At 45.4% G+C, this 17876-nt stretch carries 16 protein-coding genes; 9 read left to right on the top strand and 7 right to left on the bottom strand.

Annotated elements, in window-relative coordinates; genetic code table 11:
• The first annotated feature begins 66 nt into the window (after positions 1–66).
• Genes NL645_RS01650 through NL645_RS01640 form a run of 3 tightly spaced genes read left to right on the top strand, consistent with a single transcriptional unit; the run spans position 67 to position 3785 of the window.
• A complete protein-coding gene (locus NL645_RS01650) occupies positions 67–849 on the top strand; it encodes an enoyl-CoA hydratase-related protein (protein ID WP_253651052.1) in 783 nt (260 codons plus the stop codon).
• On the top strand, positions 842–2902 hold the full coding sequence (locus NL645_RS01645) for an acetyl/propionyl/methylcrotonyl-CoA carboxylase subunit alpha (protein ID WP_253651051.1): 2061 nt from the start codon (positions 842–844) through the stop codon (positions 2900–2902). The genes NL645_RS01650 and NL645_RS01645 overlap by 8 nt, the downstream gene beginning before the upstream one ends.
• Positions 2883–3785 carry a hydroxymethylglutaryl-CoA lyase gene (locus NL645_RS01640; RefSeq protein ID WP_253651050.1) on the top strand — a complete coding sequence of 301 codons (903 nt, stop codon included), beginning with the start codon at positions 2883–2885 and terminating at the stop codon, positions 3783–3785. The genes NL645_RS01645 and NL645_RS01640 overlap by 20 nt, the downstream gene beginning before the upstream one ends.
• A gap of 86 nt (positions 3786–3871) precedes the next feature.
• Here NL645_RS01640 and NL645_RS01635 read toward each other — a convergent pair whose 3' ends face one another.
• The gene (locus NL645_RS01635) at positions 3872–6499 is read right to left on the bottom strand and encodes an ATP-binding protein (protein WP_253651049.1); all 2628 of its coding nucleotides are present in this window, start codon (positions 6497–6499) and stop codon (positions 3872–3874) included.
• Between the two features lie 11 nt (positions 6500–6510).
• Complete coding sequence (locus NL645_RS01630) at positions 6511–7347, bottom strand: phosphate/phosphite/phosphonate ABC transporter substrate-binding protein (RefSeq protein WP_170901800.1); 837 nt, start codon at positions 7345–7347, stop codon at positions 6511–6513.
• 132 nt (positions 7348–7479) lie between these two features.
• Here NL645_RS01630 and NL645_RS01625 point away from each other — a divergent pair, with 132 nt between their 5' ends.
• Together NL645_RS01625 and NL645_RS01620 are read left to right on the top strand one after the other, a co-directional pair.
• Entirely contained in the window at positions 7480–7800 is a 321-nt protein-coding gene (locus NL645_RS01625) for a DUF1840 domain-containing protein (protein ID WP_031427956.1), read from the top strand.
• A gap of 248 nt (positions 7801–8048) precedes the next feature.
• Positions 8049–8597: a sugar O-acetyltransferase gene (locus NL645_RS01620; protein WP_253651048.1), complete on the top strand. Its 549-nt coding sequence runs from the start codon at positions 8049–8051 to the stop codon at positions 8595–8597.
• Positions 8598–8606: 9 nt separating this feature from the next.
• On the opposite strand, the gene NL645_RS01615 is transcribed toward NL645_RS01620, so the two are convergent.
• Entirely contained in the window at positions 8607–10040 is a 1434-nt protein-coding gene (locus tag NL645_RS01615) for a PLP-dependent aminotransferase family protein (RefSeq protein ID WP_301339001.1), read from the bottom strand.
• A gap of 136 nt (positions 10041–10176) precedes the next feature.
• Here NL645_RS01615 and NL645_RS01610 point away from each other — a divergent pair, with 136 nt between their 5' ends.
• From NL645_RS01610 to NL645_RS01600, 3 genes are read left to right on the top strand one after another with little or no spacing between them, the layout of a single operon-like run.
• Complete coding sequence (locus tag NL645_RS01610) at positions 10177–11541, top strand: cytochrome ubiquinol oxidase subunit I (RefSeq protein ID WP_253651047.1); 1365 nt, start codon at positions 10177–10179, stop codon at positions 11539–11541.
• A 28-nt stretch (positions 11542–11569) separates the two neighbouring features.
• Positions 11570–12577, top strand: a complete 1008-nt coding sequence (gene cydB, locus NL645_RS01605) for a cytochrome d ubiquinol oxidase subunit II (protein WP_253651046.1) — start codon at positions 11570–11572, stop codon at positions 12575–12577.
• Positions 12578–12597: 20 nt separating this feature from the next.
• Positions 12598–12726: a DUF2474 domain-containing protein gene (locus NL645_RS01600; RefSeq protein ID WP_104973567.1), complete on the top strand. Its 129-nt coding sequence runs from the start codon at positions 12598–12600 to the stop codon at positions 12724–12726.
• 58 nt (positions 12727–12784) lie between these two features.
• On the opposite strand, the gene NL645_RS01595 is transcribed toward NL645_RS01600, so the two are convergent.
• From NL645_RS01595 to NL645_RS01580, 4 genes are all read right to left on the bottom strand, one after another.
• Positions 12785–13540 carry a PhzF family phenazine biosynthesis protein gene (locus NL645_RS01595; protein WP_253651045.1) on the bottom strand — a complete coding sequence of 252 codons (756 nt, stop codon included), beginning with the start codon at positions 13538–13540 and terminating at the stop codon, positions 12785–12787.
• A 112-nt stretch (positions 13541–13652) separates the two neighbouring features.
• Positions 13653–15206: a TIGR04141 family sporadically distributed protein gene (locus NL645_RS01590; RefSeq protein ID WP_253651044.1), complete on the bottom strand. Its 1554-nt coding sequence runs from the start codon at positions 15204–15206 to the stop codon at positions 13653–13655.
• Positions 15207–15308: 102 nt separating this feature from the next.
• Entirely contained in the window at positions 15309–15965 is a 657-nt protein-coding gene (hxpB, locus tag NL645_RS01585) for a hexitol phosphatase HxpB (protein WP_253651043.1), read from the bottom strand.
• A 129-nt stretch (positions 15966–16094) separates the two neighbouring features.
• Entirely contained in the window at positions 16095–16976 is an 882-nt protein-coding gene (locus NL645_RS01580) for a LysR family transcriptional regulator (RefSeq protein ID WP_243327944.1), read from the bottom strand.
• Positions 16977–17073: 97 nt separating this feature from the next.
• Between NL645_RS01580 and budA the strand changes: the two genes are divergently transcribed.
• Positions 17074–17859 carry an acetolactate decarboxylase gene (budA, locus tag NL645_RS01575; RefSeq protein ID WP_104972435.1) on the top strand — a complete coding sequence of 262 codons (786 nt, stop codon included), beginning with the start codon at positions 17074–17076 and terminating at the stop codon, positions 17857–17859.
• The last annotated feature ends 17 nt before the right edge of the window (positions 17860–17876 follow it).

Raw genomic sequence — 17876 nt, 5'->3', positions numbered from 1 at the left:
GTTTATCCGAGTACTGGTTAGCGAGTATTGGAATATCAGACTGAAATGTCAGACAAAGGAAGTCACATGACCGGACTACTGTTTGAAAAAGACAGCAATGGCGTTGCCTGGTTGAGCCTGAATCGGCCAGAAAAACACAACGCGTTTGATGATGAATTGATTGCTTCACTTATCGAAGCTTTGGAACAACTTGAGCAAGACGACTCTCTACGCGCGTTGGTACTCACTGCGCAAGGAAAACACTTTTCTGCCGGTGCGGATCTTGGCTGGATGCAGTCAATGGCCACCAAAACAGAGAGTGAAAACCTGCAAGACGCACAGCAACTAGCAAAACTTTTGCATACGCTGGATACCTTTAGCAAACCAACCATTGCTATGGTGCACGGCGCTGCATTTGGCGGCGCACTTGGGCTTATCTGCTGCTGCGATATCGCAATCGGTACACCTGAAAGTCGCTTCTGTTTGAGTGAAGTGAAGCTCGGTTTATTACCCGCTACCATCGGACCTTACGTAATCCGAGCGATTGGACAACGACAAAGCCGACGCTACTTTTTAACCGCGGAACTGATCGATGCCGAAACCGCGCTATCGATGAATCTTCTTCATCAGATCGACTCTCAACCACGTGAAGCTGTCAATCGCACCATTGATCACCTGCTCAACAACGGTCCACAAGCCATGCAGGCAGCAAAAACGCTCTGCTTACGTTGTGACAACCAACCTATCGATCACTCATTAATTGAATACACCAGCCAAGCGATTGCAACCGCCCGCGTGTCCAGCGAAGGACAGCAAGGACTGAGTGCATTTTTTGAAAAGCGCGCCGCCAATTGGAGGAATCATGTTTAAAAGAATACTGATCGCAAACCGCGGTGAAATTGCATGCCGAATTATTAAAACCGCAAAAAGCATGGCTATAGAGACGGTTGCCGTCTATTCCGAAGCGGATCACAGCAGCTTACATGCTAAACAAGCAGATTTCGCTGAATTTATCGGCCCTGCTCCGGCGAGTGAGTCGTATCTTGATATCGATGCGATTATCGGCGCTGCGAAAAAATGGCAAGCCGATGCTATCCACCCTGGGTATGGTTTTCTTTCCGAGAACCCGAAACTAGCCAAAGCGTGCAGCGAAAATGGCATCGTCTTTATTGGCCCTTCCACCAGCGCAATTGAGGCAATGGGTTCTAAATCTCAAGCCAAAGCAATCATGTCAGAGGCGAACGTGCCCTTGGTTCCGGGCTACCACGGCACAGATAATAGCGTTGAGCATTTATTAGCGGAAGCGGAAAAAATCGGTTACCCAGTGATGCTTAAAGCAACACAAGGTGGCGGCGGTAAAGGCATGCGAGTGGTCAATAGCGCAGCCGAAATGCCCTTGGCCATCGACGGTGCGCAGCGTGAAGCGCTTTCAAGCTTTGGCGATAAGCAACTTCTAATCGAAAAATGCATATTGCAGCCTCGCCACGTGGAAGTTCAGGTATTTGCTGACCAGCATTGCAACTGTGTCTATCTATCTGATCGTGATTGTTCCATTCAGCGTCGTCATCAAAAAGTAGTCGAAGAAGCACCAGCTCCCGGTCTTAGTGATGAACTGCGTAAACAAATGGGTGAAGCTGCGGTTCAGGCCGCTCAAGCGATCGACTATGTTGGCGCTGGCACGGTGGAGTTCTTACTCGATAGCCGAGGTCAATTCTACTTCATGGAGATGAATACCCGCCTTCAAGTTGAACACCCTGTCACTGAATCGATCACCGGCGTTGATTTGGTGGAGTGGCAATTCAAAGTTGCGGCTGGCGAGCATTTACCGATCTCGCAATCCGAAATCACTCATAACGGTCACTCAATCGAGCTGAGAATTTACGCCGAAGATGCAGACAATGACTTTATGCCGTCGACTGGATGCATTGATTATTTACAAGAACCCATCACGGACAACAATGTTCGACTAGCTTGTGTGCGTGTTGATAGCGGTGTTACCCAAGGCGATACCATTAGCGAATACTACGATCCTATGATCAGCAAACTGATCGTCTGGGGCCAAACACGTGATATCGCGCTCAAACAGCTTAAACAGGCGTTAACTCAATATCACGTGCGTGGAGTCACGACAAACATTGGTTACCTGCACAGCATTATTTCGCAGCCAGCCTTTGCCAATATCGAACTTGATACCGACTTCTTGGTTAAACACCAGCAAGGCATCAGCGCGCAACAAAATGTGTCGGATTCTATCTGGCTAACGTTGGCAGCGGTTGCTCGCTGGAATGCTCTCACTGCTAAATCAGGCAGCTCAACGTTACCCGCTCCAACCACACAAGGTTTTAGGCTGTCAGTCGACAACGTTTATCGATTTAACTTCACGGATGCCAATGTCAATCATCAGATATGCCTGCAGCAATCCTCTCAGGAAACAGGACCTCAGCATTTGAACCAATTCACTATCCGATGTGGTGAGGATTCACATCAGGTCATCCTGCTTGAAAGTGGCAATCAGTTTATCGTCGATATCGATAGAGTGCGTTACATCTTTAACGCGCTCAACGACAAACAAAAGACAACGCTATTTTATCTTGGTCAGCAACGTACCTTTGCTCACCAACCAAGTTTTGAATCCTCAAAAGGTCAATACGATGAACTTAGTCCAACCGCGCCACTGAACGGTGTGATCTCGGCGGTCATGGTGAATAAGGGAGACAAAGTAGCGGCTGGTGATCCGTTGCTAGTGCTCGAAGCGATGAAGATGGAATACACCATTACCGCTCCGGTCGCAGCGATAATTGATGAAGTGTTTTATCAACACGGAGACCAAGTTCAGCATGGTTCAATACTGCTACATTTGGCTTCTGAGCCAGCAAGTAGTTGTACCGATAAGGAGCGCGAATATGCTACCAGCGAAGGTTAATATCGTCGAAGTTGGCGCACGCGATGGCTTACAAAATGAAACGGCAGTGACGCTAGTCGATAAAATCCGTTTAATCAATCAGTTAAGCAGCAGTGGCTTAAAGCATATTGAAGCGGGCTCTTTCGTCTCGCCAAAGTGGGTACCACAAATGGCCGATTCCGATCAGGTGTTTGCTGGTATCACGCAAAAGCCTGACGTGGTTTACAGCGCGCTCACACCAAATCTCGCAGGGTTAGAGCGTGCGCTGGAAAGTGGCGTAAAGCAAATTGCGGTGTTTGGCTCCGCTTCAGAAGCCTTCAGCCAGAAAAACATCAACTGCAGTATTGCGGAGAGCCTTGCCCGTTTTGAACCCGTTATCGAGCTCGCAAAGCAGCACAACATACCTGTGCGCGGGTACTTGTCTTGCACTATGGTTTGTCCATATGAGGGAGTAATCAAGCCAGAGCAAACCACTGCGGTCGCCAACACGCTGTTTGATATGGGATGTTACGAGATTTCGCTCGGTGACACCGTTGGCAAAGCAACGCCTAATCGCGTTATCGCCATGCTGGACTCTCTGTTAACGCAGCTACCCAAAGATTCGTTAGCCGTGCACTTCCACGACACGTACGGGCAAGCGTTGGCCAATATCTACCAAGCCTTGCTGGTGGGGATCAATACCATTGATAGTGCCGTTGCAGGACTGGGCGGCTGCCCTTACGCAAAAGGGGCCAGCGGTAATGTTGCAACGGAAGATGTGCTTTATCTTTGTGAGCAACTTGGGATTGAAACTGGGATTAATCTCAACATCATCAATCAAGCGGGTTGGCAAATTTGCCGTGCCTTAGGTAAACGGCCGATGTCGAAAGTGGCGTTAGCATTGGGTGATCCAAACAGCTTGTAAATTGCTCAACCTACGATAAACAACTACAAACGAGCATGTTTAATAACATGCTCGTTTTCTTGAGCCGATTTAATCTAACCGAAACACTAAACAGAAGCGTGCTTTTCCTCTGCAAGGGTGTGGCATCCCCACTTCGCGATCATATTAAGCAAATCACTTTTCTGAACTGGTTTTGTCAGGTAATCATCCATACCTAATGCAATACTTTTTTGTTGCTGCTCTTGCATCGCATGTGCAGAAAACGCGACGATTGGACACCAAGGAAACGCACCACTTTCCTGTAACTCACGAATGTCTTTTGTCACGCCAAAACCATCTTTGTTTGGCATAGAAATATCGGTAATCACCAAGTCCGGAGAAATCTGTTTATAAAGCTCAACGGCTTCAACACCATCTTCCGCCAACGTCAGTTTAACACCTGTGTCTTGCAACATTTTTTCAATCAATATTCGATTGATATGGCTGTCTTCTGCGACTAATAGGTGCAGGCTAGAAAAGTCAGGATTCTCATCTGAGGAAAGTTCTCGACGCTTTTGTGTCTTAGTAGAAAACAGAGCTTGCAGTTTATGCTGCGTGACCGGTTGCGGCAATAAACGATCCCGCTCGCACGACCATGCCTGCCCTTCCTCCATCACGCAAGGTGCAAGAAACATTACCCGTTTGGCGGCTGATTCTGTCGCATCAAGCTCATAGAGCGAATCTCTATCTTGAGCATTGTTTACACTTGCGAGGATACGATCAAAACCATCCAATTTTTTACCCAAAGACTGCGCAGTTGACCAATCGTTGGCATGAGTAACTTCAATGCCAATCTCTTGAGCTAAATGTATCAAGTGTTGCACGCGCGGTTGATAATCATCAATCAACAATAGTCGATTTGCACTCAGCTCTATCGGATCGGAAAGAAGCTGACTTTGCTTAGGCAACTGCAAACTAAAGCTAAAGCTAAAGCACGACCCTTTTCCAAAATCTGAATGCACACAAAGCTCGCCGTTGTACATGCTGATCAAACGTTTTGAGATTGCCAACCCCAAGCCTGTACCTTCATGGCGTCTTGTCGCGGAGGTATCGACCTGCTCAAACTTATCCATAATATGAGCCAATCGATCTTCGGGAATACCAATGCCCGTATCACTCACGGAAAAATCAAAACCGTGCTCACTTTCTCTGACTTTGAGTAGCACATGACCTTCATCCGTGAATTTCACCGCATTACCGATCAAGTTAAGCAAGATTTGATTAATCCGACCTTTATCACCGACCACGACCGTATTCATGGCCAATGGCATATCAACCAACAACTTGAGGTTCTTTTTATCCGCCTGATAAGCACACAAAGCGGTGCAGCTCTCGACGAGTGAACGCAAGTCAAACTCCTCTTCAACTAACGTCAACTTGCCCGCTTCTACTTTGCTGTAGTCAAGGATGTCGTTAATGATCGTCACAAGGTTGTTGGCAGATTTGTGCAGCAAGAGTAATAACTCCCTTGGCTCTCGACGGTTTTCGTTCTCAAGCAATATCTCGCTGATCCCCATGATCGCGTTCATTGGGGTGCGAATCTCATGGCTCATGTTCGCCAAAAATTCCGATTTGGCTTGCATCGCCTTTTTCGATTTATCTAAAGCAGACGACAGACGCCTCTCCATCCTTCGCCTGTCGGTGATGTCACGCTCTACCGCAATAAAACGTAACAACCCGCCATCTTCATCAAACACAGGAGAGAGCTCCAACTCGACCCAATACGGGTGCTTCGACTTGGTATAGTTGAGTATTTCAACCCTAATAGGAGAGTGCTTACGGACACTTTTTGAGAGCAATGCCACCGTATTTGGGTCTGTGTCTGGCCCTTGGAGTAACTCGCCCGGAGATTTGCCAATAACTTCTTCCAACGTATATTCGGTTAGCTGTTCAAACGCAGGGTTTACCCATGCAATAGTGCCGTCAGGGTGAGTAATGATGATGGTATCACGCGCATGTTCAGCAACCTCAGCAAGCTGCGATATTTTGGCCGATAACTGTTGCTGGGTTTGATGCTCTTGCTGAAGTTTAGTTTGCGCTTGTGCTAAAGAGCGTGACATTTGGTTAAACGCTTCGCCAACACGTGTAACTTCGTCATTGCCTGAAATCGAAATTTGCGAACCCGGACCTTGCTGTGAAACCTTGATTACCCCAGTACGAAGAAGATCGAGCCGCTTCATCAAATAGCTACCGAGAGCATACGAAAACATGGCCACCAGCGACATTTCAATAAAGGCGATAACCAAACTTGCATGAGTCGCAAATGAAAGTACTTGATGTACATGTTCAACATTCACACCCATTTCAACCTTACCGAAAGTCTGCTCTCCAAGAGTAATCTCTTGCGCAACATCGTAAACTCCATCGGTCACATCAAACGGTCTCACACCAGTATCAACACCGCTGTAATCCCCTTGTAGCGTCAACTCGACGCCATCTTGATTAACAATACGAATATAAGCCAACTCGCGCTCACTCACGACAGAGCGAGCAAAACTGTCTAGATAGGCTAAGTCCGTCGCAATCACCGCATCTCTCGACGCCTGAGCAAATACACTCACCAAGTGTTGGCTCCCAACCTCGAGGCTAGTCTCGTTGGAACTTTCCAACCAATTAAGCCCACTAATGATGAGTACACCGAGCGCAAGGGCCTCAATAAGAGCAATGCCAAGTATCGTTTTCGAACGCAGCGTCATAGGACAACCATTTATCTTGAGATTCCCAATTGAACAACATCTTGCCAATCTTGGTCTTGTGCAAGCTGTAACCCGTCAATGTTAAGTAAAGTAAAACTCTCCTGTGCTTTGGGATCATCATTAAGTTGCGAAATTGCCTTTCGTAAGGCAAGAGTAATCTCTTCATCGACATTATTTGAAACCGCAATAGCATGAGGCGTATAACCAGCAGTTGTATAAATGATGCTAAGTTGGTCTTTTATTTCACTCGGTAAGCTCTCAAAGGTACGCTTCACGCCACCACCAGCAATGTACAAACCTTTAAGTACCCCCAAATAGACTGAGTCGTGCGAACCAACATATTTAGGCGTAAACTTGATGCCTTTCTGCGCCAACTCTGATTGTGTGATGATAGAGGCAGCAAATGCTCGTGGGGCAGGAAAAGCGATGGTCTTTTCTTGCAGCTCATCAAGGGAAACCGACTTCCCTCGCCTTGCTACAATAATGCCTGTGATGCGCTTATTTTTCGCTCTTGCTAACGCCGTATAACCTGGGTTTTGATTCACCAAGGTAAAGTGATATGGGTTCATGTATGCAATGTCGTAGGCTCCAGCCATCAAGCGAGCTTCGAATGTGGGAATATCACGCGCCGTGGCAAACTTAATCTCAACGCCAGCAAGATCTCCCCAACGTTGCAGTAATGGCTGCCATTGTTGCACTAGTTTGGTCGCCGACTGTTGCGGTACGACACCAAAAACAATGGAAGGTTGAGCAACGACAGAAGGTGACCATATGCATAACACCATAAGCAACGTAAATATTCGCTTGTGAAGCCGCCAAATCAACGTCTTTAATTGGGAGTTCAACAAAATCATCTCCTTATGTTTGTCTTTCGTTAAAGATAGATAGCTATCTGAAAGATTGCGAATTATCGGATTAAATTGCCTCGTGTCTCAGATACCATTTATACTCAAATGAACACCTACAACAGGAGCAGGTAAATGCTTATTACATTTCGTTGCCATAGCCACTCGAACGTCACTATGTTTGGCGATATTGCGATAAAGATGATCAAAATGATGGGGCATAGTGGCTCAGTACCAGGGTCTATTTCCGCTCAAGACATCCCTGATGCTCTATCTAGATTGACCTCTGCTCTCGCAGCACAAGAAGCGATAGAGCAGAACAACAGTCAAGCAATGGAAGAAGATGAGGAGCAAGAGGAACAAACGGTCAGTTTAGGACGCAGAGCATTTCCACTTATTGAGCTTTTAAAATCGGCTATTAAAGAAGAGTGCGAAGTGATGTGGGACAGCCAATAAATGCTCCAAATCAAGCTGTGGAGAGGAAAGCAACATCCAATCTATACTTTCCTCCCCTGCTAAAAGGAACTTACCCAATTCACTTCACTTCTCTATTTGAATGACTCTTAACGAGTGCTTACTCAAAACTAACCTATTGAATATAAATCAGTGATAAACATCTGATTTCATAATAAAAACCTCCTATTGACTGAAACACTCACTTATCATTGTGGCCTCAACTGCAAACCATTAATGGAATGATTGTTATGTCAGAACTGACTCGGATGCGCTCTGGAGAAACCTATAATTGCCTGGATGAAGAACTAAAGCTAATGCGCGCCAAAACTGCGCAGCTTGTCTTCCAATTTAACCACGAGCCAAACCCAGGTATCCGTAGACAACTATTGGCGGAGATGGGCGTCCAATTAAAAAACAGCGCCTGTATAGAGCCACCGCTTCAACTTACCTACGGTTGTCACTTGTCCATCGGAGAAAACACCTACATCAACTGGGATGCCATTATTCTGGACAATGGACAGGTTGAGGTTGGCGCGAACGTCATGATTGGGCCTAGAGTGCAAATTTACACAGCCGCTCATTCACTCGATACGCAAAGACGCTTAGCCGGAGATGAGATCGCCAAACCGGTAAAAATCGGCAATAACGTTTGGATTGGTGGGGGCGCTATCATACTGCCAGGCGTGACCATTGGCGATGAGGCCGTCGTCGGCGCTGGCTCTGTGATAACCAAAGACGTTGCGCCGGGCGATCGAGTTGCTGGAAATCCGGCGCGCTCCATTAAACCAAAAAACTGAAGAAAGTCGCTATTTTGCCAAATGATCGCGAATAATGTTGGCAAGCAGATTGAGAGCATGGACGTATTTGTCATTAAGCTCAAAAGAAGCGTTAAGACGAATACAGTGATCGTATTGTTCTGTCAGGCTGAACATCTTTCCCGGTGCGATGCTGATATTATCTTTTAGCGCTTCTCGATATATCTGCAAGGCGTCGATATGCTTGGGAAGCTCTAACCAAATAAAGTACCCGCCGCTTTGGCTTAACACTTTGACTTCTTCAGGTAACAGCTCATTAAGCAGATCCGTCATCTTACTTTTACGTTCAAACAGCTTTTTCCGTAACTGCTTCAAATGCGATTCATAATTGCGGCTTGTTAAATAGTGCACCAATGTCATTTGCACTGGTGCACTCGTCGCTAATGTACTCATTAGCTGTAACTTTTGTACCTCTAGCGCCCGCTTTCCCGCCGCAACCCAACCAATACGTAGCCCTGCGATTAATGATTTTGAAAACGACGAGCACAACATGGTATTGCCCGTGTCATCAAACATTCTTAGTGGGTAAACCGAGTCATTCCCGGCATGCAGTTCGCTGTACACATCATCTTCAATCACTGGCACGTTATATCGCTGTGTCAGCTCAATCAGCTTTTGTTTTTTCTCGTTGGAGAGCGTAAAACCCAGAGGATTCTGGAAGTTCGACATAAGCCAACATGCTTTCACATCGTGTGTTTGCAGCGCTCGTTCCAATGAATCTAGGTCAATGCCCGTGACCGGGTCTGTTCTTACTGAGAGCGCTTTCAAACCTAACCGCTCTAAGGATTGCAATGCGCCATAGAATGCAGGCGACTCCACAACCACCCAATCTCCCGGTCTTGTACAAGCTTGCAAACTGAGCGTTAACGCCTCCAGCGCGCCTGCCGTAATGACAATTTCATCGGGTGAAATTTCAATGCCTTTCGCAGCATAACGCTTCGCGATGATGGTGCGTAATTGTTCGTTTCCCGGCGGTAAGTTATCAAAGGTGGTGGAAATCGGCATATTGCGAGCGGCTGCGCTCATCGCCCGATTCACGTGATATCGTGGGTACAAACTTGGGTCTGGATAGGCAAAGCCAAAATTGATCATGGATGGATTTTTACTCGCCTGCAGAACATCAAAGATAAACTCATTGATGTCTACCTGCTCTGTCCACGAAACCGCGGCTGGCGCTTGGGGTTCATTTGAACTCTTAATATTGGGCGCGACTCGATAACCAGAGCGCGGCTGTGAGGTGACCCAGCCTTGAGATTCCAGAATTTGATAAGCGTGCAATACCGTCATCAAACTTAAACCCGAGTGTTCAGATTGGCGACGCAGTGAAGGCAGCTTGTCACCCGGATGCCATATCCCCGATTTTATCTGCCTTTTAAGCTGTTCCACTAACTCTTGATACTTCGCCACACGCGAATCCCCCCCCATAAAGCTGAATTCAAAATAATAACACTTCAATATTTAATCTGTTATAGGTTTATAGTCACTGTCTGTACCTACTTCCCTCATTCCGCTCCTTTTAAAATAGCTCTCTCATAAAACTTAAAAGATCAAAGGAAGTTTAATGTTTGGCCTCGACGCATTTATGCTTGCACGGATACAGTTCGCCTTTACGGTATCCTTTCATATTATTTTCCCCGCTATCACCATAGGTTTGGCCACCTATCTCGCCGTGCTGGAAGGCTTATGGCTAAAAACACGTAATCCCGATTACCAAAAGCTCTATCACTTCTGGTCGAAAATTTTTGCGGTTAACTTTGGAATGGGTGTTGTATCTGGTCTTGTCATGGCCTATCAATTCGGCACCAACTGGAGTGGTTTCTCCGACTTCGCTGGTTCTATCACTGGCCCATTACTGACTTATGAAGTGTTAACGGCTTTCTTTCTCGAAGCCGGATTTCTTGGCGTAATGCTATTTGGGTGGCGTCGCGTCGGCGAAAAGCTGCACTTTTTTGCAACCTCGATGGTGGCGTTAGGCACGATCATTTCGACGTTCTGGATTCTCGCCTCCAACAGTTGGATGCAAACGCCACAAGGCTATGAAATTGTCGACGGACGTGTGGTGCCAACCGACTGGTTTGCTATCGTTTTCAATCCTTCATTTCCTTATCGTTTGGCGCACATGAGCGTCGCGGCTTTCGTCAGTTCAGCACTCTTTGTAGGCGCGTCAGCCGCTTGGCATTTATTGAGAGGCAATCAATCGACTGCGGTAAAAACCATGTTTTCGATGTCGCTCGGGATCTTAGTGTTCCTTGCGCCACTCCAAGCCGTGATTGGCGATGTGCACGGGCTAAACACCTTGGAATACCAGCCTGCCAAAATCGCCGCCATCGAAGGACATTGGGATAACAGCGATGGCAAACCAACCCCATTGATATTGTTCGGCATGCCAAACATGGAACAAGAACGCACAGACTATGCCTTAGAAATTCCTGTTCTAGGAAGTTTGATCCTACGCCACAGTTTAACTGAGCCAATCCCGGCGCTGAAAGACTTCCCGAAAGAGGAACGACCGAACTCACCTATCGTCTTTTGGTCATTTCGAATCATGGTCGGGCTAGGACTTCTGATGATTTTTCAAAGCTTCTACAGCATGTGGTTACGAAAAAAGAACACGCTTTATACCTCGCGTTGTTTCCTCAAATTTTCATTATTTATGGGGCCATCTGGTCTTATCGCGATACTCGCTGGCTGGTTTACGACTGAGGTTGGGCGGCAACCTTGGGTCGTGTATGGCGTACAAAAAACGCGTGATGCGGTTTCTGCACACGGAGACCTACAAATGAGCATCAGCCTGCTGTGTTTCCTTGTTGTGTACAGCTTGGTGTTTGGTTTTGGGTATTACTACATGATCCACCAAATCAAGAAAGGCCCCGATGCAATCGAACACGATGAGCACGACATGACGACCGTTTCAGGCCGCATCTAGAATTTGTCACAAAGTGAAGGTAGAAAGTATGCATTTTGATTTATCCGTGATTTGGTTCGCGATCATCGTTTTTGCCACTTTGATGTACATCATCATGGACGGCTTCGATTTGGGTATTGGAATACTGATGCCCTTCATCAAGGATGAAAAACAAAAAGACGTCATGGTCAACAGTGTCGCGCCAGTTTGGGACGGCAACGAAACTTGGATTGTGCTTGGAGGCGCATCTCTATTTGGCGCTTTTCCGATGGCTTACGCGGTAATTATTGAAGCGCTAACCATCCCTTTAACACTGATGTTGATTGCTTTGATCTTTCGTGGCGTAGCATTTGAGTTTCGCTTTAAAGCATTGGAAAACCACTTAAAGTTCTGGGACCGCTCTTTTATGGTCGGCTCGATGTTAACCACGTTTTTCCAAGGCATCGTTGTTGGCGCGGTAATTCAGGGCTTTGCGGTGGAAAACCGCGTCTTCGTAGGTAGCCAACTAGACTGGCTCAGCCCTTTTCCCATCTTTTGTGGTTTGGGTTTAGTCGCAACGTACGCGCTTCTTGGTAGCACATGGCTCATCATGAAAACGGAAGGTGCACTACAAAACACGATGTACCGCTTCACTAACAAAACACTACTGGCGATGATCTCCGCATTAGTCATTGTGAGCGCTTGGACTCCACTTGCTTACCCTACCATTGCGGAAAGATGGTTTTCTCTGCCTAATTTGTTCTACTTACTGCCCGTACCTGTCATTACTGGGTTGGTATGTTTTAAGATTGCCGACTCCGTTAAAAAGCGTAAAGAGCGCAGCCCTTTCGTGATGGCATTGGTGATCGTAATTCTCGGGTTCGCTGGGCTTGGCATCAGTATATGGCCAAATATCATTCCTCCTAGCATATCGATATGGGAAGCAGCGGCTCCAGCAAGCAGTCAGCGCTTTATGCTCGTTGGAGCGGTGATCATCATCCCGATCATTCTGGCTTACACCTTTTGGAGTTATTACGTCTTTTCTGGAAAAGTGAAAGAAGGCGAAGCGTACCATTAACGAGTTAATGAGGAGTGATTATGAAAATCAAAAATTGGTGTCGCCAGTGGGCATGGATGATTGGGATTTGGATCGCTAGCGTCGCTGCATTAGGGTTGGTGTCTATGTTCTTTCGAATAATGATGACAGCAGCAGGATTAAAGTCTTAGCTCGGCACTTTAAAATGGATGCCTCTAGATCTTATGTAAGAGCTAGAGGCGTTTGCATTCAAGTCCGACTTTTCACGTGTGCAGACAATACGATAGTAGATTCTGAACCGCGCGCCACTTCAAAATAACCACCAGCGCGAGATAGCTGGCGAGCCATCAGTTTTTCTTTGCCCAGTTTTTCAAACCAATAAGGCGCCAATGAGCACTGAGCTGAGCCTGTGGCAAGATCTTCTGAAATACCGATTTTAGGTGCAAAGTAACGCAGCACATAGCCACTATCAGAGCTTTGAGCCGTCACGATGACTGCATGAAACTCATCAATTTTAACCAGCTCATCAAAGTTAGGTTTATAGTGAGCAACATCATCTTCGGACTCGAGAACAACAACCAAATCACGCGTTGTAAAAGCATCTACAGGGCGATTGGAAAAGCCTGAAATATCCAAGGGGATGGCATGAGGCTTAGCTTGCCAACTTGGCATCACGATCCTGTACATTCCACCCAGTTCCGTAACGGTAATATGACCATACTGGCTTTTTAGAATGACCTCATTCTGATGATAGTTGGAAATGATTGCAGCGCCTGCGCCCAAACTTCCGTGTCCGCATAGGTTGATCTCTCCTGCTAGGCTAAACCAGCGAATGTGGTAGTCACTGCCAGACTGAACCACAAATGATGTGACAGGTTGAGCGACCTGATGAGTGATTTGAAGTAACTCAGAATCACTCAGCCAGTGATTTAGTTCGACAACACCACAAGGGTTACCTTGAGCCAATTCATCACAAAATACATCATATACTTGCGCTTTAATCATCCATCATCCTTGCGGTTTAACGCTGCACTAAGTTGTGAACAACGCTATCATTAACCCGAAACCAAAAAATGACAAGCCTCGGGAGTCCCTCTTAAATGCTTTGTTAGTCTTTTTATGCATCTATCTTGGCTAGTTCAACCGTAAAACCCATGTTTTGTAACCGTCTACTGTGATGACGCAGGTTTACTTTTGAAAAAAATGGCAAGTGCACTTCACCTTTCTTCTTGTGCATAATTGCGAGAACAACTCTATGTGTACGCGGTGACTCATCTTTATTAAAAACAATACTCAAATAAGTATCGTCTAAGTGTTTGTTAACTTGTGCAAGCACTGAGTTATCATTTAACAAAAGCTCAGTTGCAACCGTTGCTTGTGAAAATAAATGACTCAATACCGAAGATGCACCATATTTTTTAACATGAATAAAAGCATTGCATTGAGAAAGTAAGTCGCAAAACTCTATTCGAGTTCCTATACCTTGAGGGTAGATCCATTTTTGATCTAAAAGGGCAAAGTTTTCACCATCTGCAATTTTATTGAGATACTCACCTTCAGTAAGAGTTCCGTATGGTGGGAAGTCGATTTTCGACCTAGGTAAATGTTTGAAATACTCATTAACCGAATCACTGAACTTTCTTTCAACTCTATACCATTGAGAATCATTTAAGACGAATACATCACCTTCTAACTCTACTTCTCCATTAAGACAACGAAAAATTGACCATGACTTGACTTGAATCTCAGCAGAGTTATAGGCGTAAACTTGTTTGCGCTTTAATGTCTCCACGCTTGTAGGAAGCTTCAACTTGGCTTCTTTCACATACAACTCCAAATCAAGCTCAGGGTGCAGACAAACTGAACAACCTTTTTTGGCTCTTGTTGTATAAGCAAAACCTGAAAAGTCCCCATAATCCATTATTTCAGGGCATGCAATCCAAATTGAATTATAAGCTTGGGAACTAAACTGTTGAACAATCTTGTCATTTAATATTGAAATCGTTTCTGGATCAGTTACAGCTTGTATAAAATCGACCCAAGGGTAATTAGACAAATACTTATCCGAAGCATATGCAGACATTATCCTATCAGCAATTTTAGGTAGCTCCTCAAGACTTACTTTTGTATATAAGGATACAGAGTCGTAACCTGAAACAATTTCTAGTTCATCACCTTCAGTATCAACAACTGCAGATATTGACTTTAGAATTTCGTGATCAAACTCGAAGTCAAAATCTGAAACGTTCGTATTTTTTGAAGTTTGAGAGCGTGTCTTAAGTGCAACTTTGTCTAATGTTGACTTATCTATTGATTTGATTTGCTCTGAATCACCAATATTGAGTGATACTCTCAGTCCGAAGCCACGCTGAATTACATGCTGAAAAAGTAATGACTTGGCGTGTCCGAATGTAAAAGCGACTAACCTTCCCTCTGCTTCTACCAAAAACACTCCACATATGCTCTCAGCATAAAACATAGAATCATCAACGTCAGGGTGGATGGTAAAAATATCGCTCCATTTAGGCTTAGATCTAGCATTTTTAATGTAAAGACTATTGGAGCTATCGTTTATGCTAACCTCTATCTTTCTAGCATTTTTCTTAGGGTTGATTATATCGGCCTCTTCGTAGCCTTCTTTGATCAAATATGCAACGACATTAAGCTTCATTTCATCCCTCACCACTCCTACACATAAGCAACTAATATCTCATCAAAGTTCTCCATATGGTATGACATCTGTCATAAATATTACCAATCGTAATGAATAGCTTTATCCTATTAAATCCACTAAATGGCTTTCATTAAACTCTGATAGCTTTTGCAGCTTTAGACTGGCTTCATTAAACTCTTGGTAGAACTTATCAGGTTGAGGTATCACGACTGTTTTTATGTTTGCTCGTGTTGCCGCAAGCATACCCGAATAAGAGTCTTCAAAGGCAATACAGTTACTTGAATCTACACCTAGTTTATTGATTGTTGAAAGGTAGACATCTGGCTCTGGCTTGCCCTGTTCTACATCGTCTGACGATGATATCGCGTCAAAGTAACTGGCAATACCGAGTTTGTTCAAAATGATGGGAATGAGTTGATAAGGTGAATTAGTAGACAATCCTATCTTAAACCCTTTTTCCTTAAGCAATTTGAGTGTTTCTGTAACACCCTCTAATTCGCATCCTTTTTCAATTATTAATGCCTCCACTTTATCCACAACAGCATTCTCTACTTCCTCTAGGCTCTTTTCTTGCCAAGGATTACGTTCATACCAAAACCTTGTTACTTCACCTGTCGTCATCGTCGCAGTCTGCTTTGATAATACTTCGGTCACTTGGACGCCAACTGATGAAAACACCTGCTTTTCAGCTTCCTTCCACAAAGGTTCTGAATCAATCAGCAACCCGTCCATATCAAAGACCGCAGCGTATATCATTGGCACACCCTCAGTAAGTTCTATTCGTTGAGTAAGATTTGTCTATTCAACCAAAGCATAGCTTTGCATATAACGAGGGAGAGTATCACATTTGCCTGTGGCTATCAGAGCCAGTTCGATAACTCATCTTTAAGCCTCAACATGACTGATATTCGTGACTACTTTTAACGCCAGCTTATTGAGATTAGACGCCTCCCAAGCAACGACAACACGACTAGTGAGAGGGATATCATCAATCTCGGCGACTGTCGCAGAATCATCGAGATGTTCAGCCAGTGAACGCGGAACGAGGGCAATACCTAACCCAGCCTGCGCCATGGCAATCGTCGTACGAAGTTGCGGTGCTGCAAACTGTGGTTCGAGTCTTACTCCTGCGTCGGCAAAAAGTGTGCTCATGCCATCAAACAATGCGGGGCCCGTCTCTCGTGGAAACAGTAAAATTTTATGGCCTCTCAACTGTTTCATCTGGATACAGTGATACTTTGCCAGTTCGTGGCCCGCCGGAATCACCGCGACAAACGGGTCGTTAAACAACACCTTGTGCTCAAAAGGCTCACTGGCGTAACAGGGTAGCCGCATGATTGCGAGATCAAGTTGTTTGCTTTTTAACTGAGTGGCAAGCTCTGGCATTGACAGTTCCGCCGCCTGTAAATGAACCCCATTCTCTTGAATACGCCCCACCCTCTCTAATACCTTAATGCAGGTTGATGTTGACGTCGCGAACCCAATTTTAACCTGCGTATTTTCACCACGGGCAATCTGTCGGGCTTTTGCTTTAGCGCGTTCCACATCAGCAAGAATATTTACCGCATCCGTATAAAAGACTTGCCCAGCATGGGTCAGTTCTACCCCTCTAGACAAGCGCTTAAATAGGTCCACACCAAGCTCGTGCTCTAACTTTTTGATTTGTTGACTTAAAGGAGGTTGCGCAATCCCTAACTGTTCAGCGGCTCGGGTAAAGTGACGAGTCTCGGCGACCGCGACAAAATACTTCAGGTAGCGAAATTCCATATATTTTCCATATCAAAATAAATCTTTTTTATATTGGATTTAGCACCGTGTAGAAGTCAATCTAAATATACTCTTCATTGCATAACTGGTCTTACTCATGCGTGGATTTTATAACCCTCTATGTGCTTGTTCGCTTGAAGTAGCGAAAGAATTTTCTGAATACCATCACGTTACCGGAGATGGTGAGATTTATCAGACTTCGTTGATGAGTGCTTTGATCGCTGGTGTTTACGAAGGCTCAACAACCATAGAAGAACTGATGAAACATGGGGATTTTGGTTTAGGTACGTTCAATGAATTGGATGGTGAGTTGATTGCTTTTGATAAGGAAGTTTTTCAACTCAAGTCGGATGGCTCCGCAAACCCGGCAGACCTGGCGCAAAAAACGCCCTTTGCTGTCATGACTTTTTTTAAGCCTGATATCGAACTGCCACTGACATCGCGCATGTCACGTCATGAAGTCCATAGCCTCATAGACGACATGGTTCCAAGCGATAACCTATTTTGCGCAGTGCGCATTGATGGCGTTTTCGATTCAGTTCGTACTCGCACCGTACCTAAACAAACACGCCCTTATCGGCCAATGCTTGAAGTGGTTAAAGAACAACCAACGTTCCGCTTCACGCATAAGCAAGGCGTGGTCGCCGGCTTTCGCAGTCCTAAATATACGACTGGCATCAATGTGCCCGGCTATCACGAACACTTTATTACCGATGACCGCCAAGGAGGTGGTCATATTCAGGATTACAGCATTTCGTCAGGGTTCCTCCAGATTGGCAAAGTCTCGCGGCTAGTGATTGATACCCCGGTATCGACAGACTTCCTCAGTGCCAATTTGGCTCCGGAAGATATAAATACCGCCATAGAAAAGGCGGAAAAGTAACAAAGTCAGGCAAATAA

The organism is Vibrio sp. Y51_MX_L26, assembly GCF_024181935.1.
Classification (GTDB): Bacteria; Pseudomonadota; Gammaproteobacteria; order Enterobacterales; family Vibrionaceae; genus Vibrio; species Vibrio diabolicus.
The sequence above is the reverse complement of the archived record's forward strand: the minus strand, read 5'-3'. Positions and strand labels throughout refer to the sequence as shown.